25 protein-coding genes are annotated in these 24,131 nt (G+C 46.8%); 11 read left to right on the top strand and 14 right to left on the bottom strand.

Annotated elements, in window-relative coordinates; translation table 11 throughout:
- The first annotated feature begins 1,040 nt into the window (after positions 1 to 1,040).
- Positions 1,041 to 1,778: a hypothetical protein gene (locus tag MLD56_RS03195; protein WP_029515930.1), complete on the top strand. Its 738-nt coding sequence runs from the start codon at positions 1,041 to 1,043 to the stop codon at positions 1,776 to 1,778.
- Positions 1,779 to 2,322: 544 nt separating this feature from the next.
- On the opposite strand, the gene MLD56_RS03190 is transcribed toward MLD56_RS03195, so the two are convergent.
- The 5 genes from MLD56_RS03190 to MLD56_RS03170 are packed head-to-tail and all read right to left on the bottom strand — an operon-like array spanning position 2,323 to position 6,679.
- Entirely contained in the window at positions 2,323 to 3,642 is a 1,320-nt protein-coding gene (locus MLD56_RS03190; protein WP_029515931.1) for an ABC transporter permease, read from the bottom strand.
- Positions 3,635 to 4,537, bottom strand: a complete 903-nt coding sequence (locus tag MLD56_RS03185) for an ABC transporter ATP-binding protein (RefSeq protein WP_029515932.1) — start codon at positions 4,535 to 4,537, stop codon at positions 3,635 to 3,637. Before MLD56_RS03185 ends, MLD56_RS03190 begins: the two co-directional genes overlap by 8 nt.
- Before the next feature lie 2 nt (positions 4,538 to 4,539).
- Positions 4,540 to 5,475 (bottom strand): ABC transporter ATP-binding protein, encoded by a 936-nt coding sequence (locus MLD56_RS03180; protein WP_049816911.1) that lies wholly within the window; start codon positions 5,473 to 5,475, stop codon positions 4,540 to 4,542.
- Between the two features lie 41 nt (positions 5,476 to 5,516).
- Positions 5,517 to 5,918, bottom strand: coding sequence for a GntR family transcriptional regulator (locus MLD56_RS03175; RefSeq protein WP_029515934.1), 402 nt, complete (start codon positions 5,916 to 5,918; stop codon positions 5,517 to 5,519).
- Between the two features lie 41 nt (positions 5,919 to 5,959).
- Positions 5,960 to 6,679 (bottom strand): hypothetical protein, encoded by a 720-nt coding sequence (locus MLD56_RS03170; RefSeq protein WP_029515935.1) that lies wholly within the window; start codon positions 6,677 to 6,679, stop codon positions 5,960 to 5,962.
- Between the two features lie 235 nt (positions 6,680 to 6,914).
- Here MLD56_RS03170 and MLD56_RS03165 point away from each other — a divergent pair, with 235 nt between their 5' ends.
- Both MLD56_RS03165 and MLD56_RS03160 read left to right on the top strand, forming a co-directional pair.
- Positions 6,915 to 7,142 carry a DUF1858 domain-containing protein gene (locus MLD56_RS03165; RefSeq protein ID WP_029515936.1) on the top strand — a complete coding sequence of 76 codons (228 nt, stop codon included), beginning with the start codon at positions 6,915 to 6,917 and terminating at the stop codon, positions 7,140 to 7,142.
- A 14-nt stretch (positions 7,143 to 7,156) separates the two neighbouring features.
- Positions 7,157 to 8,416, top strand: a complete 1,260-nt coding sequence (locus tag MLD56_RS03160) for a DUF438 domain-containing protein (protein ID WP_029515937.1) — start codon at positions 7,157 to 7,159, stop codon at positions 8,414 to 8,416.
- On the opposite strand, the gene MLD56_RS03155 is transcribed toward MLD56_RS03160, so the two are convergent.
- From MLD56_RS03155 to MLD56_RS03145, 3 genes are all read right to left on the bottom strand, one after another.
- The gene (locus tag MLD56_RS03155) at positions 8,405 to 8,917 is read right to left on the bottom strand and encodes a GNAT family N-acetyltransferase (RefSeq protein ID WP_029515938.1); all 513 of its coding nucleotides are present in this window, start codon (positions 8,915 to 8,917) and stop codon (positions 8,405 to 8,407) included. The two genes, MLD56_RS03160 and MLD56_RS03155, sit on opposite strands and share 12 nt — an antisense overlap.
- Before the next feature lie 592 nt (positions 8,918 to 9,509).
- The gene (map, locus tag MLD56_RS03150; protein WP_080658580.1) at positions 9,510 to 10,292 is read right to left on the bottom strand and encodes a type I methionyl aminopeptidase; all 783 of its coding nucleotides are present in this window, start codon (positions 10,290 to 10,292) and stop codon (positions 9,510 to 9,512) included.
- Positions 10,293 to 10,397: 105 nt separating this feature from the next.
- Complete coding sequence (locus MLD56_RS03145; RefSeq protein ID WP_007428354.1) at positions 10,398 to 10,586, bottom strand: hypothetical protein; 189 nt, start codon at positions 10,584 to 10,586, stop codon at positions 10,398 to 10,400.
- A gap of 364 nt (positions 10,587 to 10,950) precedes the next feature.
- On the opposite strand from MLD56_RS03145, the gene MLD56_RS03140 reads away from it, so the two are divergent.
- From MLD56_RS03140 to MLD56_RS03120, 5 genes are all read left to right on the top strand, one after another.
- On the top strand, positions 10,951 to 11,988 hold the full coding sequence (locus MLD56_RS03140) for a serine hydrolase domain-containing protein (protein ID WP_029515940.1): 1,038 nt from the start codon (positions 10,951 to 10,953) through the stop codon (positions 11,986 to 11,988).
- 44 nt (positions 11,989 to 12,032) lie between these two features.
- A complete protein-coding gene (locus MLD56_RS03135) occupies positions 12,033 to 13,184 on the top strand; it encodes an MGDG synthase family glycosyltransferase (RefSeq protein WP_029515941.1) in 1,152 nt (383 codons plus the stop codon).
- Between the two features lie 30 nt (positions 13,185 to 13,214).
- Positions 13,215 to 13,496 (top strand): hypothetical protein, encoded by a 282-nt coding sequence (locus MLD56_RS03130; protein WP_029515942.1) that lies wholly within the window; start codon positions 13,215 to 13,217, stop codon positions 13,494 to 13,496.
- Between the two features lie 554 nt (positions 13,497 to 14,050).
- Entirely contained in the window at positions 14,051 to 14,734 is a 684-nt protein-coding gene (locus tag MLD56_RS03125; protein WP_029515943.1) for an MOSC domain-containing protein, read from the top strand.
- 259 nt (positions 14,735 to 14,993) lie between these two features.
- Positions 14,994 to 15,332, top strand: coding sequence for a DUF4870 domain-containing protein (locus tag MLD56_RS03120; protein WP_029515944.1), 339 nt, complete (start codon positions 14,994 to 14,996; stop codon positions 15,330 to 15,332).
- A gap of 184 nt (positions 15,333 to 15,516) precedes the next feature.
- Here MLD56_RS03120 and MLD56_RS03115 read toward each other — a convergent pair whose 3' ends face one another.
- Both MLD56_RS03115 and MLD56_RS03110 read right to left on the bottom strand, forming a co-directional pair.
- Positions 15,517 to 16,470, bottom strand: coding sequence for a sigma-70 family RNA polymerase sigma factor (locus tag MLD56_RS03115; RefSeq protein ID WP_029515945.1), 954 nt, complete (start codon positions 16,468 to 16,470; stop codon positions 15,517 to 15,519).
- 18 nt (positions 16,471 to 16,488) lie between these two features.
- Entirely contained in the window at positions 16,489 to 16,932 is a 444-nt protein-coding gene (locus tag MLD56_RS03110; RefSeq protein WP_029515946.1) for a carboxymuconolactone decarboxylase family protein, read from the bottom strand.
- 151 nt (positions 16,933 to 17,083) lie between these two features.
- Here MLD56_RS03110 and mscL point away from each other — a divergent pair, with 151 nt between their 5' ends.
- Positions 17,084 to 17,578, top strand: coding sequence for a large conductance mechanosensitive channel protein MscL (mscL, locus tag MLD56_RS03105; protein WP_029515947.1), 495 nt, complete (start codon positions 17,084 to 17,086; stop codon positions 17,576 to 17,578).
- A gap of 82 nt (positions 17,579 to 17,660) precedes the next feature.
- On the opposite strand, the gene MLD56_RS03100 is transcribed toward mscL, so the two are convergent.
- Complete coding sequence (locus tag MLD56_RS03100; protein ID WP_029515948.1) at positions 17,661 to 18,362, bottom strand: histidine phosphatase family protein; 702 nt, start codon at positions 18,360 to 18,362, stop codon at positions 17,661 to 17,663.
- A 78-nt stretch (positions 18,363 to 18,440) separates the two neighbouring features.
- Positions 18,441 to 18,734 (bottom strand): hypothetical protein, encoded by a 294-nt coding sequence (locus MLD56_RS03095; RefSeq protein WP_029515949.1) that lies wholly within the window; start codon positions 18,732 to 18,734, stop codon positions 18,441 to 18,443.
- A gap of 172 nt (positions 18,735 to 18,906) precedes the next feature.
- Here MLD56_RS03095 and MLD56_RS03090 point away from each other — a divergent pair, with 172 nt between their 5' ends.
- Entirely contained in the window at positions 18,907 to 19,539 is a 633-nt protein-coding gene (locus MLD56_RS03090; protein ID WP_029515950.1) for an NUDIX hydrolase, read from the top strand.
- Positions 19,540 to 19,546: 7 nt separating this feature from the next.
- On the opposite strand, the gene MLD56_RS03085 is transcribed toward MLD56_RS03090, so the two are convergent.
- Together MLD56_RS03085 and MLD56_RS03080 are read right to left on the bottom strand one after the other, a co-directional pair.
- Positions 19,547 to 20,335 (bottom strand): TrmB family transcriptional regulator, encoded by a 789-nt coding sequence (locus MLD56_RS03085; protein ID WP_029515951.1) that lies wholly within the window; start codon positions 20,333 to 20,335, stop codon positions 19,547 to 19,549.
- Positions 20,336 to 20,400: 65 nt separating this feature from the next.
- Positions 20,401 to 21,252 (bottom strand): zinc ribbon domain-containing protein, encoded by an 852-nt coding sequence (locus MLD56_RS03080; RefSeq protein ID WP_029515952.1) that lies wholly within the window; start codon positions 21,250 to 21,252, stop codon positions 20,401 to 20,403.
- A gap of 310 nt (positions 21,253 to 21,562) precedes the next feature.
- Between MLD56_RS03080 and MLD56_RS03075 the strand changes: the two genes are divergently transcribed.
- Positions 21,563 to 23,989, top strand: coding sequence for a UvrD-helicase domain-containing protein (locus MLD56_RS03075; protein ID WP_029515953.1), 2,427 nt, complete (start codon positions 21,563 to 21,565; stop codon positions 23,987 to 23,989).
- Positions 23,990 to 24,131: the final 142 nt, after the last annotated feature.

Below are 24,131 nucleotides of genomic sequence, written 5' to 3'. Positions count from 1 at the left end.
AGGTAGTATGAATGAGAGAGATAGCAAAACTAAAAAATTAATCTTTCTCACATTCTTATGTTTTATTTTTTTGCTCCTTATAGTTAATAACCATAGTGTACTTCTATCATTACAATATAGACATAAATAAATAAGAAATTGAATCAGCACTTTGATTTTCAATGATATTCCTCCAAATAAGTTATGTTTTTCGCGTTAATTAAGTTTTGATGTGTAATGAATTTTTCAGATGAGTAAGCGCCCGAACTGTAGAAGGTATTTTGGTAACTAAATTAAAATGAGTTAAGAGAAGCATTTAGCGTAGATCTCATTTGTAAAAAGACGAAAAACCTCTTCACAATTCAGCCCTATCTCCTTTCTAATTATTGCATTTGCATAAAGTTAGGCTTATAAGTAGCAGTTTATACTTAAATGAATCTGATATAAATAATACGTTTATATTAGATTTTCTTAAAAGATATATTTAAAAATAAATTGTCCTTATGTCGCATAATACAAATAATTTTTTTATTTATAGAAATAGCTATAACTGTATTCAATGAAAAAAGGTAGGTTCGCAATTGAACCTACCTATTCGGAGAAATTACATATTATTTACTTTCCTATCCTACTTAAGACTCCGAGCCCATCATTCTCCTGGCTTCTTTTAGCATTGAACCTGTTGTACTCATTAGCCACCCCAAAGAATCAGTAGTACCACAATACTCAATAACATCAGCATATTTTAATTGTCAGGAGAAAATAACGTTCTAGACTAAAAAATAAAGTATTTTCTCAGCAAATAAAGTTGTAGACTGAGAAAATAGAGAGACTGACGATGCTTCATTAAGCTAACGGACAGATAGGTTAACCATGAGATTTCAATAACTAGTATGGTTGTAGCATTGTAAAAAATATTGATCCCTCATAAGGGGGGAGTGATTTATTATTGAGTCTTTATGTTAAAATTACTATATGGATTGTGAATAAATGTACTTGAATTAATGCAGCAGATTAGTAATGGTAGATTATACCATGTGGATTATATGGAGGTTGCTGTAATGTTTGAAAGTATATGTGTTTCTAGTGATTGCGATTTAGGGACAATAGCAGAGAAAGCAATTTTTTATGATAAGGTAAAAATAATCGTCAATGAGAATCTGTTAAATCGTTTGTTTTCACAAGTCCATCCCGCTGAATTTATTCCATTTTTAGAAGAACACAAAGAAAATATTGAATTAGTTTATTTCTGGGTTGTACCAGTTACTAGAACTTTCCACCACGATGATAAAACAGAAATAATGTTTACCTCAATGGATGAAGATGATGCTCTTTTAAAAAGATATGAATTAGAACATAATATTAGTAAAGAGATAATTGACCCTCTCTCATTTCTAGGAAGTTATTTTTCGACTTTTTCTAGCTTTGAAGTATGGTCAAAGCACTCATCGGATTTCCAATTAAGCCCATCATCTTCTATCTTAATTGCGAACAGATTTGATTCCCTTTATAACAAAATCGTTAGTGGAAGTAATAGTATAGAAACATTTAATAATTTTGTACTGAAAACTGGAAATGTTAGAGGAGTTTTGAATTCCGGGGAAAAGACTTTTTCAGAGTATATATCTATATATGAAAATAGTAGAAAATTCAAGGAGTTTATTGGTGATTTACCCCCAGAAGCTAATTTAATACAGGAATACTTTAATGCTAATAATGCAAATACTTGGGCTGAGAAATTACCATCTAAAACAATCAGGTTGGGCTGTTTACAGGTGCAGGTTTACTTAATACAGTAGGTGGCTCAGGAGCTGGCACTTTATTAGGAATTTCATTGAGTGCGGTAGATACATTTTTAGTAGATAAGCTAATAAAAGGATGGAAACCAAATCACTTTATAGAAAATGATTTAAAAAACTTTATAAATAGTTAAATATGTAATGTTAGACTAACGGGAAACGTTAGTTTAACAACAACAGCGGCAGTCTAAGACCTTATTTATCAGGTCTTGTTCTGCCGCTGTTTCATTTAATGGATTAGTCTAAAACTTATTTCTCAAAAGTTGACGGTTCTTCAATTCGAAAACGTTGTTAAGTCAACGACTCCAGTCTATTACTTTATTTTTACAGTACTAATCCTTTTCTTTTGTCATTTTAAATCATTCCCCTCAAATAGTTTATTTCTTCGCCATCTTCTTATATTCGGACACCATACAATAACTCCACCGATGTATACTAGTGTATAAATATTCATTTCTCATCAATTATGAAATTTTTTTCTCATTAATTATGAATACATTCTCATTAATTATGACACCACACACTCACATGTATTGCTAAAAATTTAAATCTTGTAAGCCTTCATAGCTTTTCTTAGCTCTTTGAACGAAGGACGTTTGCCATACATTAAGACACCCGTACGGTAGATCTTGGCGGCCAGCCAACCGAACATCAAAATGGAGGCGACCAGAATACCAAGTGACAGCCAGATTTCCAGCAGGCTCGCCCGTTCCAGACCAATCCGCAACAGCATGACGGTTGGCGAGAAAAATGGGATGTACCCGGCAACCTTTACGAAAATCGTATCAGATGCGGCGATATTGAAGATACCGATATAAAAGGCTGCTAGTGACAGCACGGTAATCGGCATGATCGCCTGTCCCAACTCCTCGGTACGGCTAACAATGGAGCCCACCGCGGCGAACAGTACTGCGTAGAGAAAGTAGCCGAGGATGTAGAATACCAGACCATAACCCAACACCGCGATATTCAGTTGCGACAGATCCAGCCCGGCTGAGCTAAGAATGACATTATTATGCGGCAGCATAAGGTTGGCACATACAGCGGCTGCAAAGACAGCAATTTGCAGCAGGCCGACCAGGAAAATGCCGATAATTTTTCCGAACATCTGGGTCAACGGTGAGACACTTGTGATGAGAATCTCCATGATACGTGAGCTTTTTTCCGATGTCACCTCTGCAGCAATCATATTCCCCGTCATCATGGAGGAGGTGAAGAATAAAATCATCAGTACATAGACCAAACCATAGTTAATCATAGAGGTCTCTTTTTCCTCTGTCCCCACAGCTCCCCCTGCCTCAGACGAACCGTCTACTTCCCTGCTGTCCACTATTACAGGTGTGCTAATCTCACGAATTTGATCACTGGTCAATGCATTGCCGCCCATAATGGCTTTGACCTTAGCTTCCTGAAGTCCCGTCTGCAACAATGTAATTACAGCAGGAGATGGCTCTTTTTCTACAGAGACATATTCCACTTTAGGAAACGTGTCTCCCTTGTCGGTAGGCTCCGTGAACTGTACGTAACCTTGCAGCTCCCCATTTTTCAAGGCTTGCTGCATGGCTGGTGTTTGTACGTTGTCATAACGCTTCCAGATGGCTGCCGGGTTGGATTGCTCCTTGGTGAATTTCTCCAGTTGATTCGCCACTTCTATCCGGCTCCCGGCAATCAGTCCCAAGCGATGATGCTCGGCTGCCGTCGTGCCCGAACCTCCTGTCCCATCTGCTTTAAACAAAGAAATCAAATATGGCAGATTCATACCAAGCGTAATGAGCAAGGCCAGTACCAGCGTTGTAATGATAAAAGATTTGGTTCTCGCCTTCTGACGAAACGTAAAACCGATTACCGTACCCAGTCTATTCATGGGAATCACCCACCTCTCTTATAAAAATCTCGTTCAGCGTAGGTTCCTTGATCTCAAAATGCTCTACATCCGTTTGCTCCAACGCCGTTTGTAATACCAACTTCGCCGCATTCGGCTGCTCAATATGCAGCATCCAGCCGCGATCCATAGGCTCTACACGGCGCACGCCGGGCAGCTGTTCCAGTCCGTTCACTTCACCTGTAGTGATGAGACGAACTTTTTCACGCGGGTAACGGCCCTTAATCTCCTGCACACTTCCCTGCACAACTGTATTTGAGCGATGCAAAATCGTAATATGGCGGCACAGTTCCTCCACATGCTCCATGCGGTGGGTCGAGAATAAAATCGCAGCCCCATCGTCCCGCAGCTCTTTCACCGTATCCTTAAGCAATTCAACGTTTACCGGATCAAGCCCACTAAAGGCCTCATCCAAAATGAGCAGCGTCGGGCGATGCACAACGGCGGCAATAAAGCCCATTTTCTGCTGATTTCCCTTGGATAGCTCCTCAATCCGCTTGTCGTAATATTCGGGCACCCCAAAGCGCTCCAGCCAGTAGCGTAGACTTTTGTCCGCCTCCTTAGCCGACATTCCGCGCAACCTGCCCAAATAGTTAATTTGCTCGCTCACCTTCACCTTGGGGTACAACCCTCGCTCCTCGGGCAAATAGCCCATCGTCCGCTGTAGCTCCTTGCTGTAGGGCTTGCCCTCATATTGAATGTTACCTCCATCAGGGTAAATCAGACCGAGCACCATGCGCATCGTTGTCGTTTTGCCTGCTCCATTGCCTCCCAGTAGTCCGTAAATCTCCCCACCGTTCACATTCAGCGAAATTCCGTTCACCGCCGTGTGGTTCCCATATTGCTTCACGACCTCTTTCAATTCCAGCATGTTCATGATTACTCCGCTCCTTTTTTCTGCGTGTATGTCTCCGCATCTTCTGATAGTTGTCCCGCAGACCAATATACTAAAATATCATCCAGTTCCAAACGCCGCACACGGATGGGGCGGATGCCCGCTTGTTCCAAGATGGCGCTGGTCTCTCCGGCTGCCAACGTTACAATTCGCTGCAATCCGCCTTCGCTCTCCATCTCTACAACACCCGGAAGTTCCGATGCCTCCTCCGGTGTGCCTTCAAACCACATTTCTTTGCTATTTTCGAGCAAATGGTCTTTTTCCAGCTTGCCGAGCAGCCTGCCATCATGCATCAGGACAATATAATCCGCCAAACGCTTAATCTCGTCTATGATATGAGTGGCAATAATGACCGTCGTTTTGCCGTTCTCCATACAATCCCGCAGTTCCTCCAGCATGATTTTCCAGGCAAAAGGGTCTAAACCCGACGAAGGCTCATCCAGCAGCAACAAACGAGGGTGAGGCGCCAAGGCTGCAGCCAGTTCAAACTTACGGCGCTCTCCCTTGGACATGCGCGATAATTTCGTATGCTGAGGAACCTGAAATCGTTCCATCAGACGCTGAAAACGTGTTTCATCCCAGCCGGGATACCACAAGGCTCGAAACGCCGCTGCTGCTTCTGCTGTGAGTCGATCTTCCTCACGGGTCGGCTGCTCTGACATATACCCAACCCATTGTCGTGTATCTGCCGGCATGCCGTCCGGATACGCTTGACCGAACCAACGTATTTCACCGGAATCCGGGTGGATAAGCTGAGTCAGCAGATGAATCAATGTACTTTTGCCCGATCCGTTATGTCCAGCCAAAGCGACTACATATCCCGGTTCAATGGTTAGATTAATCGGTCCAATTTCCCGGTTACCTCGAGTTTTATAGACTTGGCTTATCTCAATAATGGGTGTTTTTATCTGTATCCCCATAGGAACTTCCACATGATGGTTTACATCGTTTTTCACGGGCGTCACTCCTTCACTTGGACTTCATACCTTCTCTTCACCATTTCTGCGAAAAGCTCCAACAATTCCTGTTCTGTCATCTGTACAGCGATGCCTGTGTCAATCGCCGTTTCCAACGCCTCGGTCACTGCTTTAAGGCGGTAACCTGAGCGCTTATCGTCTTCGACCAGAGCTACGAAGGTGCCCATTCCCTGCCGGGTACGAAGCAAGCCTTCGTTCTCCAAATCCTGATAGACCCGCCGGACGGTGATGACGCTGCAGCGGAGCGTCCCTGCGAACTCCCGAATGGAGGGAAGCAGCGTTCCCGCTGCAATCTGTCCGGTTACGATGAGTGAGCGAAGTTGCTTTTCAATCTGCGCATACAGCGGTTCCGCGCTATTCTCATCAATTTGCACTGGTATATTCACCTGCTTCTCCCCCCTTTTTATCTATCTTTGTACACATACCGCTAAGTTAAATCCCGTTTCATAAGCTTACGCTGTGTCACCCTGTAGGACATCCACATACCCAGAGCTCCTGCCAGCAGCGCTCCCCACATCACCGGAGACAACAGCTGCCATTCCTTGCTGTAAAATGCCGTTATCGATACCAGATTGGCCCCACATACTCGAACTATAATCGTAACTATCCCACAAATTAGCATGATGACAATGGATAGCCAAAAGTAGGATTTACCTTTTTTAAGAAATTCCAAATGAATATAAATGGCTTGAATCAGCATTCCGTAGCCTATCCAGGTAAGTGCAAACGATACAAAGAAACCTGTACTGGCATATACCCGAAACGTAGCTGACAACGTAAACAAGAGAGTGAAAAATATCACACTATTCACAACAAACGCCAAAAGCGCCTGTTGAATTCGACTCATAATCACCGCATTCATCGGTATAGGCAAGGTGCGGAAAAAGGCTAGCATATGCGTATAGGAATCTTCCTGAAGATATTTAAATGCACGGCGGTTATAAATGTATCCGAGAAACGGAATCAACACCAGCATGATAAAATCGGCTACCGGACTCAAGTTTCCACGTTCATCCCAATGCACACTTACAGCAAAACTCATGGTAAATCCCAAATACGCAATAAACAGCAATGTCCACAGCATAACATATGGATTGTTGCGAAAATCCTGCCGGGTAATCTTCCATGCCTGCTTGATGATTGTCATTTTCTTATCCTGATCCCTTCTGCACTGCCTGTAATGACGACCTCGTTCTCTCTTCATACGAAGTTATTATTAAAGTAATCAATGTTATTACTGTATATATCTTTATACACAGTATATAAACCATGAATTACAACTGTCAACACCTGAATGTAAATTGTGCGTACAATCACAATAGCTCGTCAGGACCTATGCTACTCTGTAAATGATAAACGTTCTCAATCAAGGGGATGAACAAATGGATAAGATACTGCACTGGGATGAGCCGATTTTTAACCTTGTTAACCGTTATCCCGAAGTGAAGGACATTATGGTAGAGCTGGGTTTTCATGATATCGCCAAGCCTGGCATGTTACAAACCGCAGGTCGTTTTATGACATTGTCCAAAGGTATTGCATTGAAAAAAGTAGCTATGGAAACCGTGGAACGCACGTTTTTGCAACATGGTTTTACCATTCAAAAATAAAGGAGCTAACGATCATGAGCGAGCTAATTAACAACCGTGAACATACAGCACAGGAATTAACAGAACGTCAACGAACACTGAAGGAAATTATAAAAGAATTACATGCCGGGAAAAGCGTCGAAGAGGTGAAAGCGCGTTTTGCAGAGGCTGTTGGCGGAGTAAGTGTGGCGGAAATTTCAGCTATGGAGCACGCACTGATGACCGAGGAGGGAATTCCCGTATCGGAAGTTCAGCGGCTCTGTTCCGTGCATACTTCGATCTTCAAGGGCTCCATTGAGGATATTCACCGTCCTTCAGGACCGGAGGAACAACCGGGACATCCTGTCCACACATTCAAGCTGGAAAATCGGGAGATCGAACGACTGGTCAACTTTAAGTTGGCATTGCATGCAGAGCAATTTCAAAAGGAGGACAGTCCCAAGGTTATTTACAAGCTGCTTGAGGATTTAAGTCTGCTAATGGATCTCGACAAGCACTACAGTCGTAAAGAAAACTTGGTCTTTCCTTATCTAGAACGCTATGGAATTTTTGGCCCGACCAAAGTCATGTGGGGTGTGGACGACGGCATTCGTGCCGCGATTAAGGAAGCGAAGAGTCTGCTCGCCGAATATAACGGGGATCGTGAACAGATTGGGAAGGCGCTTGCCCATATCATGAGTGAAGTAAATGAAATGATATTCAAGGAAGAGAATATTTTGCTGCCGATGGCACTCAGTAAGCTGACAGAGGATGAATGGCTGAAAATAGCCCGGGAAAGCGAGGAAATTGGATTCTGCCTGACCGCCCCCGAACGCGAATGGATACCCGAACGGGCAGAGGAGCCTGCAGAAGCCCTTGAGCAAACGGAAGGCACATCAGGAACACCGCAAGGCTTCGTGCGATTCGAGACAGGGATTGTATCCGTACAACAATTGGAACTGCTGTTGAACCATCTACCTGTTGACCTGACCTTTATCGATGAAAATGATGTTGTTCGCTATTTTTCCCATGGTAAGGAACGAATCTTCGCGCGCACGAAAGCCGTCATTGGTCGTACCGTACAGAATTGCCACCCACCCCAAAGCGTGCATGTCGTTGAGAAGCTGCTGGAAGATTTTAAGGCAGGCCGCAAGGATGTTGAAGATTTTTGGATTCCAATCAAGGATAAATTTGTCTACATTCGTTATTTTGCCATCCGTGATGCAGAGGGCCGCTATCTGGGAACGTTGGAATTTACGCAAAATATCGCACCCATTCGTGCCTTGGAAGGACAAAAGCGTATTCTATCCGAATAGTATCCAACCGTAAGCCACCATGTTCAGATTTTTGCCACCCAAACTTATAATATGTTGTTCTACTATAAGTTTGGCTCCCAACCTTTCATAAAAGGTACATGCTGGATTACCTGCTAGCACCCATACGATCACAGAGTGAATATCCATACTATTGAAATGTTGAAGCAGACGTAAAAATAGTCTCTTCCCCAAGCCTAGACTATGGTATTCACTCAAAACGTAAATTGCCGTTATTTCTCCCCCATACGGGGGATATTCACCTGACTTTTCCGGACCCCCACTCACAAATCCGATGATTTCCCCCTTCTCATTTTCAGCAACATATACCCGATGACCGTCTTCACTGGATAGATTCGCATTCCACAGTTTTGTTCTTTGCTCATAGGAAAGCTGTTCCAGAACCTGGGCAGGCATTATTTCTTTGTACGTCGTCCTCCAGCAATCTACGTGCACCTTGGCGATGCCCTCGGCATCTGATATCGTTGCTTCCCTGATGATCATGTGAGTTCCACTCCTAGTTTCCAATATTATACTTTCCATATACCGACGATCCGAATCTTGATCTATAATAAAAATGTTCACTGCTATTCATTCATTCCTGAAGGATTCGACTTGAATAAAATTGTTTCATTTTATGTACGTTCGTGGCTGTAGCTGTATTGATCATAGGCTGGAGTATCGGGTTGACGCCCGTAGGCAATCTGGTCTTTCAATATGTATTTGGTGTGTCCCCGAATTGATCGAACCTACCAAGAACGTATTTCAGGTTCTTACTTTACTATACATATGGGTAGCTGTCCGTAACATATATCAGGGACTTATTATTAACAAGCACCGAACGGCATGGATGACATTCAGCTCGTCCATACGTATTATCGTGATGCTACCAAACCTATCTTTATCGGTAGGCTGTTTTCTGTAGCTTTGCAATTCTCGCGCTTATTCTCTGTATCTGCTTTTTTCCAGGACTGGACGGCAAAGTGGCGGGAATTGTGATGGCTGTTTCCGATGAATGCATCATCCTGAAAAAAACTTACCTAGAGAGCCTTATGCAAAGGACCCGCACATTGACTCCCTATGGCACAACTCGCTTTTACGAGGTCAAAATATAAGGGCCGTTCTTTGTAATCGCAATCGTGTGCTCGTATTGGGCTCCCCAACTGCCGTCTGCTGTGCTGATGGTCCAGCCATCGTCCCCCCAGAGCACGGCCCCCTCGGTTCCTAGGGTAAATACCGGCTCGATGGTAATCACCATCCCTTCGCGCAGGGGTAATCCCGTTTTGGGACGACCGTAGTGCAGAACCTCTGGCGGCTCATGCATTTGGCGGCCAATGCCATGCCCGATCAGAGGCTTGACGTTGCCGAACCGCCGCCAGCCTGCCGCTTTTTCCACAGCATGCCCGATATCCCCCAATGTCCTCCCCGGGCGGGCAACCTCTATACCGCGCATCAGTGCCTTATGGGTCTGCCGCAACAGTCTCGCTACCGGGCGGCTAATGTTACCTACCGCATAGGTCCATCCTCGGTCAGCCAGCCAACCGTCCTTGTTAACCACAATGTCGATGGTCACAATATCCCCATCATGAAGCACCCGCTCCGAGGGAAAACCATGGCACACCACCTCATTGACCGAAGCGCAGGTGGCATAAGGGAAACCTTTATAGCCCTTTTGTTCAGGCGTGGCTCCGCGCTTGTTTAAAAACTGCTCCACCCAAGCGTCGATTTCAAGCGTTGTGATTCCCGGAAGAATACGACTTTCCAGCGTACGATGACAATCTGCTAAAATACGCCCGGCCTCCCTCATGTAGCCGATTTCCTCCGGTGTTCGTATCGCTATCTCTATTGGAATCCGCCTCCTTTGAGCATACAAATACACTAAACCTATCCCATTGTATGCAGGGCAGACACAAAAAAACCGTCTCCTCTGTGGATAGACGGTTTATAAAAGTCGTATTTCTAGTTTTTCGGGTAATCGAACCCTTTAAGATACTGAAGAATTTATGCGACCGAGTTCGTTTTCCACCACCATGGTCAACTCTTCCTCATACCCTCCTGTAATCCGGTATTTTCGCACATATTCCTTTACAAATTTTTTGGGATCCTTAGGCCGGAAAATTCGAGTCATTTCCCGCAGACTTTCCTTTACTTCATTGTGACCTTTCGTTGCCATGTAACTCCCTCCCAAAACGTTGAAAATAAGTGCTCCGTTGAAGAGAATGCCGAAAAGTATTGATGTCCTTATGCAGTGAAGTAGTATGTCTAATTGCAGCTTAGGTCGGGAACGCCTTAGGCAGGCATGTACCTGACACTTGTATTAACCGATTTTCTTTTGGCTGAATCACTACCCCATTATAACATATTCAGATACAGCTTTCAGCTTTCCAGTAAATTTACATTGATTTTACCTATCTTTTACGCATCATGTCATTTGGGGTACTACATCAGCTGTTGCACAGAGGGTATACCTTATTTATCGGTTTTTGGAGTGTATGTGTTTGGGGTAAAATAAATAAACATAACAAGGAGGGAAAAGGATGAGCCGCTATGCTCCGCTGTTCACTGCACCTGTTGCCCGTATGTCTGCCCTGAACATAGGAACTTGTGAAGAGGAGGGCATCAATGCCTCCTTACTTGATCAGGCAGACCGTGAAGTTCAAGCCAAGTTTCCTAAAATGCACAGCTTCCTGCTGCTGCGCCACGGTAAACTGATCTGGGAACGCTATTACAACGGTCATGAAGCAAGCTCTCTGAACGATTTGCGATCCGCGACCAAAAGCTTCACTTCCACGCTCATCGGCATAGCTATGGCTCGCGGTGATATGCCCGGGCCAGAGACGGCTGTACATAAGCTGTTGCCTGAGTATTTACCTAGGCGGAAGGAAACACTGCTAGAGCAGATTACGATTCGCCATCTGTTGACCATGACATCTGGCTTGTATTGGCAGACAGGCAAAAAGCTCGGAGAAGCTTTTATCCACCGTTTTCATCGCAGCAAAAGCTGGCCGTCCTTTGCCCTGCGCTTACCTGTACAGGAGGATCAACTCGGTGTATTCCAATATCGCAGTGTTGATTCGCACTTGTTGTCCGTGCTACTGACCCATTGTTGTGGGATTGACGCCTATACGTACGCTCTCCAGCATCTGTTCGAACCCTTAGGTTTTGGGAGAAGTGGTTGGGCACAAGATCCAGAGGGCTACACCATGGGACATATCGGGCTATATCTGACATCGCGTGACATGGCTAAATTCGGCGACTGCTGCCTTCATCAAGGCAGCTGGAACGGAAAAGAATTGATACCGGCCGATTGGCTGCATCAGGCGACACAGCGACAGGTCGAAGGCTATCCAGAATTCGGGGATTACGGATTCCAATGGTGGACAGGACGACTCCACGGCATCAACTACGCGTGTGCACACGGACATGGAGGACAGCAAATTTATCTTGTGCCAGAAGCGAACGCAGTCGCGGTATTTACAGCAGACAGCAAGGTGAGCCGTTGGAAAAATCCACGAACACTACTGGAGCGTTACGTTTTGCCAGCCGTATCCTCCCTCAACTTGGAACGTTCCTGAAATGAGCTTCAATGTGCTTATTGAATATAGGGGGCTAAACAATCATGGAAGTCTTACCACCAAAAATTCTAATATTGTACGCCAGTTACGGGGAAGGCCATGTACAGGCCGCCCGGGCAATTAAGGACAGTTTGCGAAGACTCGGACACTGCGAGGTACGACTACTTGACCTAATGGCTGAATCTCATCCCTGGTTGAACAGTCTGACCAAATTTGTATATATGCAAAGCTTCAAAACCATTCCACAGCTTTACGGATGGGTCTATAACATCACGCGCGGTATGCAGGCTACATCGGCCTTCGGCCATGTGTTGCATTCATTCGGAATGCGTCAACTTACGCTCACACTGAAAAAGGAGTTGCCCGACCTCGTAGTACATACATTCCCGCAGCTCGCGCTTCCGGCGTTACGTCGCAAAATGGGAATGCATTTGCCGATTGTCAACGTGGTTACGGATTTCGATCTGCATGGGCGCTGGCTGCATCCCGATATTGACCGCTACTATGTAGCCACTGAGGATATGCAGCAGGAAGCTGCCCAGCGGGGAATACCGATCGAACGCATTGCCGCGACGGGCATTCCGATCCACGCTTCTTTTTATAACATGTCTGCCGACGAAGCGCCTGTTCAAGAACAGCTAATCCCACCCCTACAGGCTGAGACTACTACGCTACTCATTATGGCTGGCGCCTATGGTGTGCTATCCGGCATAATGGATATCTGTCAGCAATTAAGCCAGCTTCCTCAGTTGCGGCTACTCATCGTCTGCGGTCGTAACCAGCAACTGAAGGCAGAATTGGATGCGCTGTATGCAGACTACCCGGACATTTACACCTATGGATTCGTGGACTTTGTTCCAGCACTTATGCGTGCGAGCAATCTGGTGATTACGAAGCCGGGCGGCATTACACTCTCAGAAAGCATTGCATCCGGTTTGCCTATTCTTGTGTTCAAGCCCGTACCCGGTCAGGAGCTAAATAATGCTCTATATTTGCAGCAAAAAGGAGCTGCTCGGATTGCTCGCACTACGGAGGAGCTGATTCAGCATTGTCTCGACCTGATTTCCATCCCCTCTCTTGCTGGAGAGATGACGCAGGCGATTAAGCTACTTCGCAAACCTCATCCCGCAGACCAAATTGCCGAGGATATTTTGCATCAGCTTGTGGATAAAAGAACCTCCGTCCGGACAAATTAACGGAGAATAAGCCAGACGGAGGGGATACCAATGGAACGCAAAGGAAAGGATTTACTCCCACTAACGGGTGATAAGGTAGAAGTGGACGGTGTTTATATTGATGAGGATGGACATGAGCAGCATTTGCACAGAGGCCAGCATTTTCCCGCTGATGTAGTTTTGGGTACTTCCGAGTGGAAAATGACCGAATATGCCTTTGATAACCATCACGAGGGACGTACCGATGAACGACTTATCCCCAAAGAGGATGACAAGAATAAAATGGGTAAAATCACACATCCACGCCGCCATTTAAAAACTGGTGACCGATAATTACGAAAGTATATCCACAATTACACCCAATATGTTGATAGTTTGTGGACAAACTGTGTGCAAAGTATAAATTATCGTAATATTATCTACAGATTGTGCACAACTTGTGCATAAATAATGTTATTTCTGTGGATAAACATTAATATGTGGTGGATAAAGTGTATACAACATGTGCAAAACATGTGCATAACCGTTTAAAAGGCTGAACGAATTCTTTTCGTTCAGCCTTTTTCGTATTTTTATACACATTCTCTAATTCATTTTTTTACCGAGATCGGGTATGTTCGAACGAAAAATCGCTCCCGGAACGATGAGTTGCCCAAAAAGGACTCTATCCCATTAACGGAGACTCATCGAAAATTCGCAAATAGCGCATAGAGGAGTGTAAAATGGAAACGAGGACGAACAGAGTCAAAAGAGGAATTACCGAAATGTAATAAGGCGTAGTCATCATAGAAATTCTCGCTTCAGGCGGGCGAACATATGCAGGAACGCGGTATATAGAAGCATCTAGCAAAACTCGTTGACCAAAATTTGGAGTAGGGGTGATCCGAATGGCATCTATTAAAATCCTTTCACTTAATGTCGGCATGCCCAAGCAGATCCAGTTTAATCAGAAGAACGTTTCTACGGGGATATTCAAGTCGGCCACAGATGAATATTTGTATTTATCTTATCTAAACTTCGAAGGGGATGGGCAGGGCGATCTAGTTCATCACGGGGGTAAAGAGAAAGCTGTATGCGTCTATCCCTACGAGCACTATCCGTTCTGGGAAAATGAATTGCGGAGACCGCTCGATTACGGCGCGTTCGGGGAAAATTTAACGATAAAGGGTTTGCTAGAATCCGACGTTTGCATTGGAGACGTCTTTAAGCTTGGCAAAGCTATCGTTCAAGTTAGCCAACCGAGACAGCCTTGCTACAAGTTGTCCATCAAGTACGGCGTACCGGACATGCCCTTGAAGGTACAGCAAACAGGCCACACGGGATTCTACTTCCGCGTTTTGGAGGAGGGAGTTGCCTCTAAAGCCGACGGACTATCCCTCCTTCATCGCCATCCGAAAGCAATTACGGTTTCATTTGCCAATCGAATTATGCATCAAGAGAAGAATCATATCGAGGGTATTAAGCAAATTCTTGAAGTTGAAGAATTGTCCTTAAACTGGAGAAATACGTTTCTAAAACGTTTGGCGGGAACCGAAACGGATTCTCGGGAAAGACTATCAGGCAATTCGTAAGGTGGAAGTGGTTCAATGAGTCTGCAAGCTCGTCTGGCTACAGTCGAACATCGAATCTGCGAAGCTTGTGGGCGATGCGACAGAAGCGCAGTCCAAAGGTTATCGCCAAATTCGAGTATATCCACTCGCTTGACCGCTTATCCTTTGTGTAGAGCCATTTTTTTTACCGAGATCGGGCATATCCTTCAATCCTGTCCTCATAGCTTGTATAGTACGGAGACTTAGCTTGAATCTTTTTATAAAGGAGGATATGCCTGACATGTCAGTCTATAAGTCTTCCACAGGATTGGATGAAAATATAGCAGCTGTCCTGTGCTATTTGTTCGCCTTTATTGGCGCGCTGGCCTTTGTCATGCTGGAAAAGAAAAGCCGATTCGTATTATTTCACGCACTGCAATCCATACTTCTTTTTGTAGCCCTCATGATCGGACATGTGCTGGTAGGATTCATCCCCCTACTCGGTCCTTTCTTCGCTTCCCTGCTAACGCTGGCAGGCCTTGCCTTGTGGATTATCTTGTTAATTCGTGCGGGACAAGGAAAGTGGCTCAAGCTTCCCTGGATAGGCGATCTGGCTCTTCATCAAGCCCGGCAGTTATGAAAACAGCAAAAAACCTTGATCCTAAGCAAGGAATCAAGGTTTTTTATGTTTGGGCAGTTCATTTTTTTACACTAGCTTCTTCTGTCCTATCAGGATTTTGAAAAATTCGATTCCAGTCGCTCCGGAGTGCAAGATATAGACGAACTAAACCATTTCGATCTATATCTTATTCATTGGAAGTCGCTTATGGGATTTTTGCAAAATCCTCGTCTATATGGATGTGTCCCAGCTTATCTGGATTAACCATTAAATAAAAATTCTGAATATGCTCCCCGTCCGGTGTCAGTATGAGACATAGGGTTTCTCTCACTTTTCCGTCTTCCAGAAATGCCAGCTGGACCTCGCCATTGATGACGGTATGGCACACATCTCTTTCTCGTAAAACGGTTAATACCCGACGAGAAGTCAACAGGGCAAGAACACCTTTGCGTACAACCATCGGCCTCATCACCGTATGCACATTACCTCCGCCATCTGACACAAATACAGGTTGTTCAGCCAGTAGTTCCAGCATAGCAGTCACATCGTAGGCAAGAAAAGCTGTTGTAAAACGTTCTAGTAGTTTTATTCGGGATGAGTTATTCACATTGCGACTGGACTGAGCCTCAAGAGCAGATTCTCCGGAAGATAGAATACGACGGGAGCGACTGAACAACTGACGACAGTTGCTCTCCGTCTTCCCCAGCAATTCCGCAATATCTTTGTAATCATATTGAAAAGCTTCCCTCAGCACAAAAACAGCCCGCTCTATCGGCTTTAGCTGCTCCAGCAAAACCAGAAAAGCGTAAGATATCATATCTTTACGCTCTAACCAATCCGCAGGGAGATCTGCGCTTTCACCCAACGGCTCCGGCAGCCACTGTCCTACATATGTCTCTCTTTGCTTACGTGCAGAGTTCAGTAGATTCAGGCACCGATTCATCGTCATTTTGGCCACATAGGCTTTGGGATTGTGTATATTATCCAGGGGCTTATCCTTCAGCTCGACAAAGCAGTCTTGAACGACATCCTCGGCATCTGTAACCGTTCCAAGCATGCGATAAGCAATGGCAAAAGAATATTTGCGATATTTCTGATACAGCTCTTCCAGACTTACATCCACCGATTCTTGTTCAATTCTATGTTCTTTGCCAGACAAAGCATAGCCCCCTGTTCATTAAAGAATGCCCGGATACATGCCCGTTGCAATTGCAATCCGGTTCCAACTGTTAATCACGTTAACTGCGGTTATCAAATCTACGTATTCTTCCTCGGTAAAATGCTCTCTGACCCGATTATACAAATCTGTAGGTACCCCTTGTTCTGAGATACGAGTAACCGCTTCGGCTAATTCAAGCATAACACGTTCTTTTTCCGTGAACAAAGGAACCTCCCGCCATAAGGCTAGCTGCAAAATGTGGTCAGCATAATCCCCCAGCTTGAGCAGATCCTTCGCATGCATATCCAGACAATAGGAACATCCATTGATTTGGGATACTCTAATTTTCAGTAGTTCGTACAATACTTTGTCTGTAAAACGACTGGAAATATATTTCTCCATCTCCATCATCGCCTTGAACGTACTAGGACTCACTGTTCTGTGATTGAATCTTAAACTCACGATACATCGCCTCCATTATTGGTTTACATATAGAAGACAAATGAACATGTGATTTTGTGACAAAGTGCAATACATCAATTGGGAATTGCCCTCAATTGACATAGCATGTATTATAGATAAATGATTTTATGCAAAGAAGGTGAGCACTCACATGAGCGGAAAAGGTATTATAAAAGAATTTAAGGAATTCGCTGTACGGGGTAACGTGATTGACCTCGCGGTCGGTGTTATCATCGGTGGAGCGTTTGGCAAAATTGTCACTTCTGTGGTAAACGATATTATTATGCCTCCGATTGGTAAGCTTCTGGGAGGTATGAATTTTCCAGATTTGTATGTAGCTTTACAAGCTGCTGATCCTTTAAATGGTGACGGTACACGCAAGACTTTGGCACAGGCCAAAGAAGCAGGGATCGCGGTCCTCGCCTATGGTCAGTTCATTAACGTCCTGCTGGACTTTCTGATCGTGGCCTTCTGTGTGTTCATGCTGGTCAAAGGGATTAACATGCTGAAACGCAAAGAGGAAGAAAAACCTCCTCAGGAAAAAACGATCAAGGAATGTCCACATTGCCTATCCGAAATTCCTGTAGCCGCTACCCGTTGCGCACATTGCACTTCCAAGCTGGAAGGGTACGTGGAAGCACGCTGACTCAACCCACTTATATGACTACAATAAACGGCTTAAGACGCTCTATCGTCTTAAGCCGTTTTGGCATGTATGGAAAATTCAATTAGTTGAAATTGGTGATAATGCCACGGGGTCTAACGGGCAAGCCCTCAGCGTACAGATGGGAAACATCACCGAAGCCGATGCAACGGGGAACTGCCCATTCTTGGGAGCGCTCATCAAACAAGATCGTGGTTACGGAGCTAGGCGGCATCCAAAAACCGGACCAGACCAAGGCCAATGGCAACTCCAACAGATGAGCAAGCCAGGTCAGCCCGAAGCCGCCATGACAAAATACCGCCACCTGATCTTCAGTGTGCTTCAGAATCCGGTACCTGCCCTCCACCCGCTCAAAGCCTTGCCGTTTCAGGAACTCATCGGAATGAAGCTTCAGCCGCTCGAAGGTTTCAGGGCTTTGCGTTCCCTGATAATAGGAAATCTCCTGCCAAGAGTCATGAGTCGGCAGGGGCAACTCGGAACGGATCACTTCACCAGGCAAATCCCAATGGGAAAGACGGCCGTATGGGGTTTCCTCCAGCTTTAGAGCCAGCTCCTGCGTCCAGTGTTCTACTTCATGAGTCATACCCAGAGAGTCGGCGGTGTAGCGCATCGTATCCAAAGCCCTCCCCAAAGGAGAGGCATAAATTCGATCCAGTCCGTGACTGGAAAGCCGCTTGGCTAGTGCCTGGGCTTCCAAATGCCCCTCCGGCGTTATGGTGTTGTTGGGGTAATCGGGGTCTGCGTGTCGGATAATATACAATCTCATCATTGTTCTCCGTTCCTATGAATGGCGACAGGATCGCTTTATCTCATTTCATCGATTAGTTCTCCTGGTCTTTAACGTTTAACGTTTATTCAGCAAAGTTTCCAAAATCGCGCGCAAATCCCTATCTTCCTGGTAGACTTCCTCACCCGTATCCAGCTCAATAACCCGGATATATGTATAATTGGCTCTGACATCGACTGGTTTAAAAATCAATTCCTCCGGATTGTCTGGGCGGACATCATAGCCCATATTTTTGAACATATCCGTGATTTGATCAATCCCCGGCTTGCCCCCGCTTTCCAGCATAATCAACCCGCGAAGTTCCTTGGGTTCCTCCGGATGCATGACTCGAAAATGTACTATACATTCCATGTAAAATCGCTCCTTTCAATCATAAATCTATGTGATGTTTCAAATCCTTATGTTCCCAGCATACCCCAAATGCCACTCCACATTCCACACCCGCCTTCATATCGTTAGGACAGAAAACACGTTATACTGTAAAGTAGACCTTTGATTTCTGCTTACTATAGGAGGAACCACGATGAATAGCGAGCTTCTGGATATCTACGACGATGAAGACAACCCCCTTGGCACAGCCTCCCGACGAGACGCACATGCCAAGGGATACTGGCACCATACCTTTCACTGCTGGCTAGCACGAGACACTTCTACAGGCCGTCGCTTGCTATTCCAACAGCGTCAGGATACGAAGGATACCTTCCCCGGATGCTACGATATTACAGCAGCCGGTCATTTGACGGCAGGCGAAGATATGTCTCAGGCGGCTCGCGAGCTGGAGGAAGAACTGGGCATTCATGTTCCCTTTACCTCATTAACACCGCTGATGACCGTTCGGTATGAAAGCAAAGGTACCGCCCAGGGCACCTCTTTTTGGGATCGGGAGGTTAGCTCGGTGTTTGGACTGCTATCGAACCAGCCATTGGAAGCTTATCATCTCCAGCAAGAAGAAGTAGCCGGACTGTACGAAGCGGATCTTGACCAAGCACTGGCCCTTTTTGAAGGCTATATTCCCTTTATCGAAGCCCAAGGCATTACGTCAGGGCCGAACCCAGAAAAAACTCGCCGCCTGATCACATCGGATCAATTCGTGCCTCATAAGGCGGGCTATATTACATCTATATGCCGGGCACTGATGGAACTTCCTACCCGGTAATCTTTAGCTATTCCCCAGCTGACATATATTTGCCGATAATGCCTTCATACCGCCAGCCATACCGGGTCGACAGCTCTCTGCCCATATCATGCTCCAGCTCATACAGAATAAGATCCTGAGCAAAATGATTAAGCAGCAGGCCTGTCATTACCGGATGCTCGGTAATAAGCGCCTGTGTCGGGCAATTCTCTCCCCGCATCCCCAGCATGCACCAACGCCGATCAATAACAAAAGAAAACTTACGCCCTGCTGGTTCCTGTCCGTCTGTACCAGACCTAAGCGGTAACCACGGTCCCATCATGCTTTCTCCGTTATCGCAGGACCAGAGCAGACGCACACCTCGACTCTCGGCTTTCTCCAACTCTGTCCGCAGCAGTTCGGCTTCCTCGCGCCACAAGTCCAACACAATCTCATGCTCTGCCCGTTCCAACTCACGGGTCAGACTTTCCAGTACCTTCCGATCGCCTTCCGCATTATAAAAGGTCGGCTTGGTTGGTTCTGTTCGTGGCATTTCTTTCTCCACTGCACGTAGAGACTCCTGCATTTGTCCTTCGATCATCCGGGTTAATTCAGCCGGTGGCAGCATGCTGTAACGTACAGGCTCTCCCGCACTGGTTCTGAGGTATCCCTGCCCGGCCAAACGCTGTAAAGCCGCGTACACGTTGGAGCGTGATGCACCCAGACGCTTAGCCACTTCATAGCCGGAAGCCGCATTTTGCCTCGAAAGCTCGACCATAACCTTGGCTTCCATTTCCGTAAAACCCAGATTCCGCAGATGATGCAGCAAACGCTCCATATATTCTGTTCCCCCTATGCTGCCCGGCGTTATGTCTGTGTCCTGCAGCAGCCTGTTCGGCTGCGTTAAATCTGTTCAGCTCCGCAACGCGGGCACCACTTGGACCCTTTGGGTAGTTCTGCGGTGCAGATTTGGCATTTTACATTTTCACGTACTTGTGCAGACGGCGTTGCCGGTTTCTCAGCCCCGGAGTTGTTGGCCTTCCAATATCGAATCCGCTCGTCCAGCTCCTCCTGACGCTCACGCTCACGTGCCAATTCTTCAAGACGACGGTGTTCTTTTTCCAGATCTTCCTGACGACGGCGCTCCCACTCAGCGTCGAATGCCGCTTTTTCCTCCGGTGTAAAATCAGACACTGTATAATCGCGGTCTAGTCCCGCTGGTTCGTGTGTTTCATACCGCTCATCCTGTTCCTGTTCATGTCGATCGACTACTTCATGTTCTGCATACTCCGTGTAAGCAGGCGCAGCATCCTTCGCTACCTCTGGCTTGCGCAGATCAAAAGAATAGACGTCCGTTGGCACCTCTTCACGCACAGCAGCTACTTGTTTGGAAGCAGCCTGTCCTTCATTGAGCTTGCGTCCGCATTTAGGGCAAAAGTTCGCATCCAGAGGCACAACCGCTCCACAGGTGCATAAATGAGCGTTCTTCAATTCTGCAATTCTACTGCGCAGCTCGTCAATTTCATCCTGAAGCTCATCACAAGCAGTGGATAGCTGTGTCATCTCGGTTTCTGCCACCGACATGTCGGATGCGCGATAACCTTCGTAAAAGATTTGACCCATTCGCAAGAAATGAACATCCATTTCCTGCTGGATCGTTGTAATTTGTGAATTGATCTTACTAATCTCGACAGCATGCTGCGCCTTTTCTGTTGCGCGATTAGCGCCTTCCTTTATACGTTGAATCAGCTTCATCGTTATTTCCTCCCCATATCCAGCCGGATTTCACTGTACCGTCCGTATATCCCAAAGTTTTTTTCTGTTGGCAAACCTCGAACTCCTGTATAATGGAATGCGGTCATATCGCCTGTTTGAAGGCTATAGGCATTGGCGTCAACGTATTGACGTTCTGACGCTTCGGCAAGATCCGCATGAATTTCAGCATTATTTTAGTCCATCGCCTTGTTCTTATCGTCAGCTAAAGCTGACTAGAACTCTATCATACCAAAAACTACCCCCATTTGTGAAAATGGAAGATTTTAAGAACGAAAGGGGTTTCAGGATTATGGACCCAAATCCTTCTTTTTACCCTCGACCCATCGGGGTTCCTTATTCAACGTCGAGCCCTCAGGCACGTCGTGCTTCCATGGATACCAGTATGACGCTGGTACCCGATACCGACCAAGACTCGGCCTATTTTCGTGCTTTAGAGAACGCCGGCATTCACCTGAACCGCCCGCAGATTCAGGCCGTCCGCCACGGCAAAGGTCCCCTACTGACCCTTGCAGGGGCTGGCTGCGGCAAAACCACAGTGCTGGCTGCCCGCGCAGGCTACCTGATGGCGATGCGGGATGTTCCTGCATCGTCCATTCTGCTGGTGACCTTCACCAGCAAGGCAGCTGCCGAGATGAAACTGCGCATCGCGGGATTACCCGGTGTGCGCCCTGCCGCTGCACGTGCAGTTCAGGCACGCACGTTTCACTCATTCGCTTTGGCGATGCTGCGTCATCGCGGCGTGCAAGATGAAGTGTTCGGTGAAACGCAGGCCCAGCATACCGTCATGAAAATGATGCTGCGGCAGCTTGGGCTCAGCGAGGCTTTCCAGCCGGAAAGCCTGCTGTCTGCCCTCTCCGCCTGGAAAGCGGAAGGCCGCAGCGCGAACGAGCTGCCGGAAACCGTGCGCGAGGAATCGGATGCCAAGCGTGCCATGCTCGCTTATGAAGCGTGGAAACAGGAGCGCAATAAAATGGATTTTGACGATATTCTGCTGCGTGCCTCCGCACTACTGCGTGACCCGGATGTACTTCAGCCGCTTCAGCGACGTTTTTCACATATCATGGTCGATGAATTTCAGGATACGAATGCCCTCCAATATGAGATGGTGCAGCGGTTGGCTGCCCGACATCGCAATCTGATGGTTGTGGGGGATGATGACCAGACGATCTATACCTTTAATGGGGCACGCCAGGAATCCATTCTGGAGTTTGACAAGGTCTATAAGGATGCAAAGGTCATTACTCTGGATATTAATTATCGAAGTGATGCACGCATTTTGGGGCTGGGCTCCAACATCGTCGCCAAAAATGTTCATCGACGCTCCAAACGTCTTGCGGCTGCCGGGCGTGAGGGCTTGCCGCCACAGTTTGCCACCCCATCTGGGCCTGAGGAAGAGGCGGGACATATTGTTACTCATCTGCTCGGGCAGGTAGAAGAAGGTCGTCTTCGCTACCGGGATATCGTTATTTTACATCGGACAGCCAGCGGAAGCCGATCTATTTTTGAGCAATTAATTATGCGGGATGTCCCATTTATTCAGTATGGAGCAGGAGCCGTATTTTACGATCAGTCTCTGATTCGTCCCTTAATGGATCACCTGCGCTTGTCGCTAAATCCCCGACGTATGGAATCCATTCCGAGCACCCTTGGGCCGCTGTACGTCTCCCGTGAGGCGGGTATGGAATGGATTATGCGCGAGGAGAAACAGCAGGCTAAAAAATACCCGCTGATTCATCTCAGCCGCTGGGATCGACTACGTGATTTTCAGCGTGAACAAGTGAAAGAGCGTATTCGTCTGATTCGCAGTCTCACTACCATGAAACCTGCCTATGCCATTCAAGAAATGCGGCGCGTCTTTTATGACAAATATTTGGAAAGTGGAGATACGGGCGCGTGGACTCATTATAAGGAAACGATGCAAGAAAGTCTGGAGGAGCTCGAAACGGCAGCCAAGCGGTTTGACACTGTGGAGGCGTTCGTCAGCTTTGCGGACGAGCTTTCCGAGCGTCACCGCCAAATGGAATCGCTGCGCAGAGAGGAAGACAGCGATGCTGTTCGGCTCATGACGATCCACCGCGCCAAGGGATTGGAATTCCCTTGCGTATATTGGATCGGAGCCAGCGAAGGCATTCTGCCGCACAGCTCGGCGCTGCACAGCGAGCTGCCGGAGGATCGGCGGGCAGGCGCCGCCCCAACTACAGCTGTGGATAACGATGCAGCGCTTGAAGAAGAGCGCCGCCTCGCTTACGTGGCCGTCACCCGGGCGAAGGAGTTGCTATACATCACCTCCCCCGCCTCTAATCATGGCAAGCCTGCCGCCGTGTCACGCTTCCTGCTGGAAGCCTATGGGGTCACCCCTGAGGCTTCCAAGCCAGAAACACGCCGCAGTAGCTTTGGCCAAGCGAAGGGTGCTTCCGGGTATGGCAGCCGTGCTGGCGCTGGATCGCCAGCGTCTGGCACAGCGACCCGCGTGAGCAGCAGGCCGGGACCAGGCAGCGCTACGGCACGGACAACCTCGTCGGTGGCAGGGTCTCCGGCGGAGCCACGCATCAGCGTGCCCGTGTGGAAATGTACCGACGGCGCTTGCAAAGCGTGGATGCGTCGCGACACAACAAGCGGACGCCGTACAAGCGCGGCTAGCACAAGCACGCCGCCAGTGTGCCCGCTCTGCGCCTCCCCGATGACAGAGGGGACACGCAGCATCCCAGCCAGATAGGGATACGGCGTATAGCTGGTATGGAGAATTGTGCAGACCAATAATAAATCAAATAAAATTTGGACAGACCAAATAAAAAAGTGGCAGACTAGGACTTAAAAATAAAGCCCTAGCCTGCCACTATCTGTTTTAACTTGCTATT

This window comes from Paenibacillus peoriae (genome assembly GCF_022531965.1).
In the GTDB taxonomy this organism is placed as follows: Bacteria; Bacillota; Bacilli; order Paenibacillales; family Paenibacillaceae; genus Paenibacillus; species Paenibacillus polymyxa_D.
Note: the sequence above shows the minus strand (reverse complement) of the source record. Positions and strands in the feature narration are given on the sequence as shown.

Excerpts from the sequence above, each read along its gene's own strand:
- MLD56_RS03170 (WP_029515935.1), bottom strand. The coding sequence starts at position 6,679 with ATGACAATCATCAAGCAGGCATGGAAGATTACCCGGCAGGATTTTCGC.
- MLD56_RS03195 (WP_029515930.1), top strand. The coding sequence starts at position 1,041 with ATGTTTGAAAGTATATGTGTTTCTAGTGATTGCGATTTAGGGACAATA.
- MLD56_RS03155 (WP_029515938.1), bottom strand. The coding sequence starts at position 8,917 with ATGATCATCAGGGAAGCAACGATATCAGATGCCGAGGGCATCGCCAAG.
- MLD56_RS03180 (WP_049816911.1), bottom strand. The coding sequence starts at position 5,475 with ATGGGGATACAGATAAAAACACCCATTATTGAGATAAGCCAAGTCTAT.
- MLD56_RS03120 (WP_029515944.1), top strand. The coding sequence starts at position 14,994 with ATGTCAGTCTATAAGTCTTCCACAGGATTGGATGAAAATATAGCAGCT.
- MLD56_RS03165 (WP_029515936.1), top strand. The coding sequence starts at position 6,915 with ATGGATAAGATACTGCACTGGGATGAGCCGATTTTTAACCTTGTTAAC.
- MLD56_RS03190 (WP_029515931.1), bottom strand. The coding sequence starts at position 3,642 with ATGAATAGACTGGGTACGGTAATCGGTTTTACGTTTCGTCAGAAGGCG.
- MLD56_RS03140 (WP_029515940.1), top strand. The coding sequence starts at position 10,951 with ATGAGCCGCTATGCTCCGCTGTTCACTGCACCTGTTGCCCGTATGTCT.
- MLD56_RS03125 (WP_029515943.1), top strand. The coding sequence starts at position 14,051 with ATGGCATCTATTAAAATCCTTTCACTTAATGTCGGCATGCCCAAGCAG.
- MLD56_RS03160 (WP_029515937.1), top strand. The coding sequence starts at position 7,157 with ATGAGCGAGCTAATTAACAACCGTGAACATACAGCACAGGAATTAACA.
- mscL (WP_029515947.1), top strand. The coding sequence starts at position 17,084 with ATGAGCGGAAAAGGTATTATAAAAGAATTTAAGGAATTCGCTGTACGG.
- MLD56_RS03080 (WP_029515952.1), bottom strand. The coding sequence starts at position 21,252 with ATGAAGCTGATTCAACGTATAAAGGAAGGCGCTAATCGCGCAACAGAA.
- MLD56_RS03100 (WP_029515948.1), bottom strand. The coding sequence starts at position 18,362 with ATGAGATTGTATATTATCCGACACGCAGACCCCGATTACCCCAACAAC.
- MLD56_RS03075 (WP_029515953.1), top strand. The coding sequence starts at position 21,563 with ATGGACCCAAATCCTTCTTTTTACCCTCGACCCATCGGGGTTCCTTAT.
- MLD56_RS03095 (WP_029515949.1), bottom strand. The coding sequence starts at position 18,734 with ATGGAATGTATAGTACATTTTCGAGTCATGCATCCGGAGGAACCCAAG.
- MLD56_RS03145 (WP_007428354.1), bottom strand. The coding sequence starts at position 10,586 with ATGGCAACGAAAGGTCACAATGAAGTAAAGGAAAGTCTGCGGGAAATG.
- MLD56_RS03135 (WP_029515941.1), top strand. The coding sequence starts at position 12,033 with ATGGAAGTCTTACCACCAAAAATTCTAATATTGTACGCCAGTTACGGG.
- MLD56_RS03085 (WP_029515951.1), bottom strand. The coding sequence starts at position 20,335 with ATGGAGCGTTTGCTGCATCATCTGCGGAATCTGGGTTTTACGGAAATG.
- MLD56_RS03090 (WP_029515950.1), top strand. The coding sequence starts at position 18,907 with ATGAATAGCGAGCTTCTGGATATCTACGACGATGAAGACAACCCCCTT.
- MLD56_RS03185 (WP_029515932.1), bottom strand. The coding sequence starts at position 4,537 with ATGAACATGCTGGAATTGAAAGAGGTCGTGAAGCAATATGGGAACCAC.
- MLD56_RS03130 (WP_029515942.1), top strand. The coding sequence starts at position 13,215 with ATGGAACGCAAAGGAAAGGATTTACTCCCACTAACGGGTGATAAGGTA.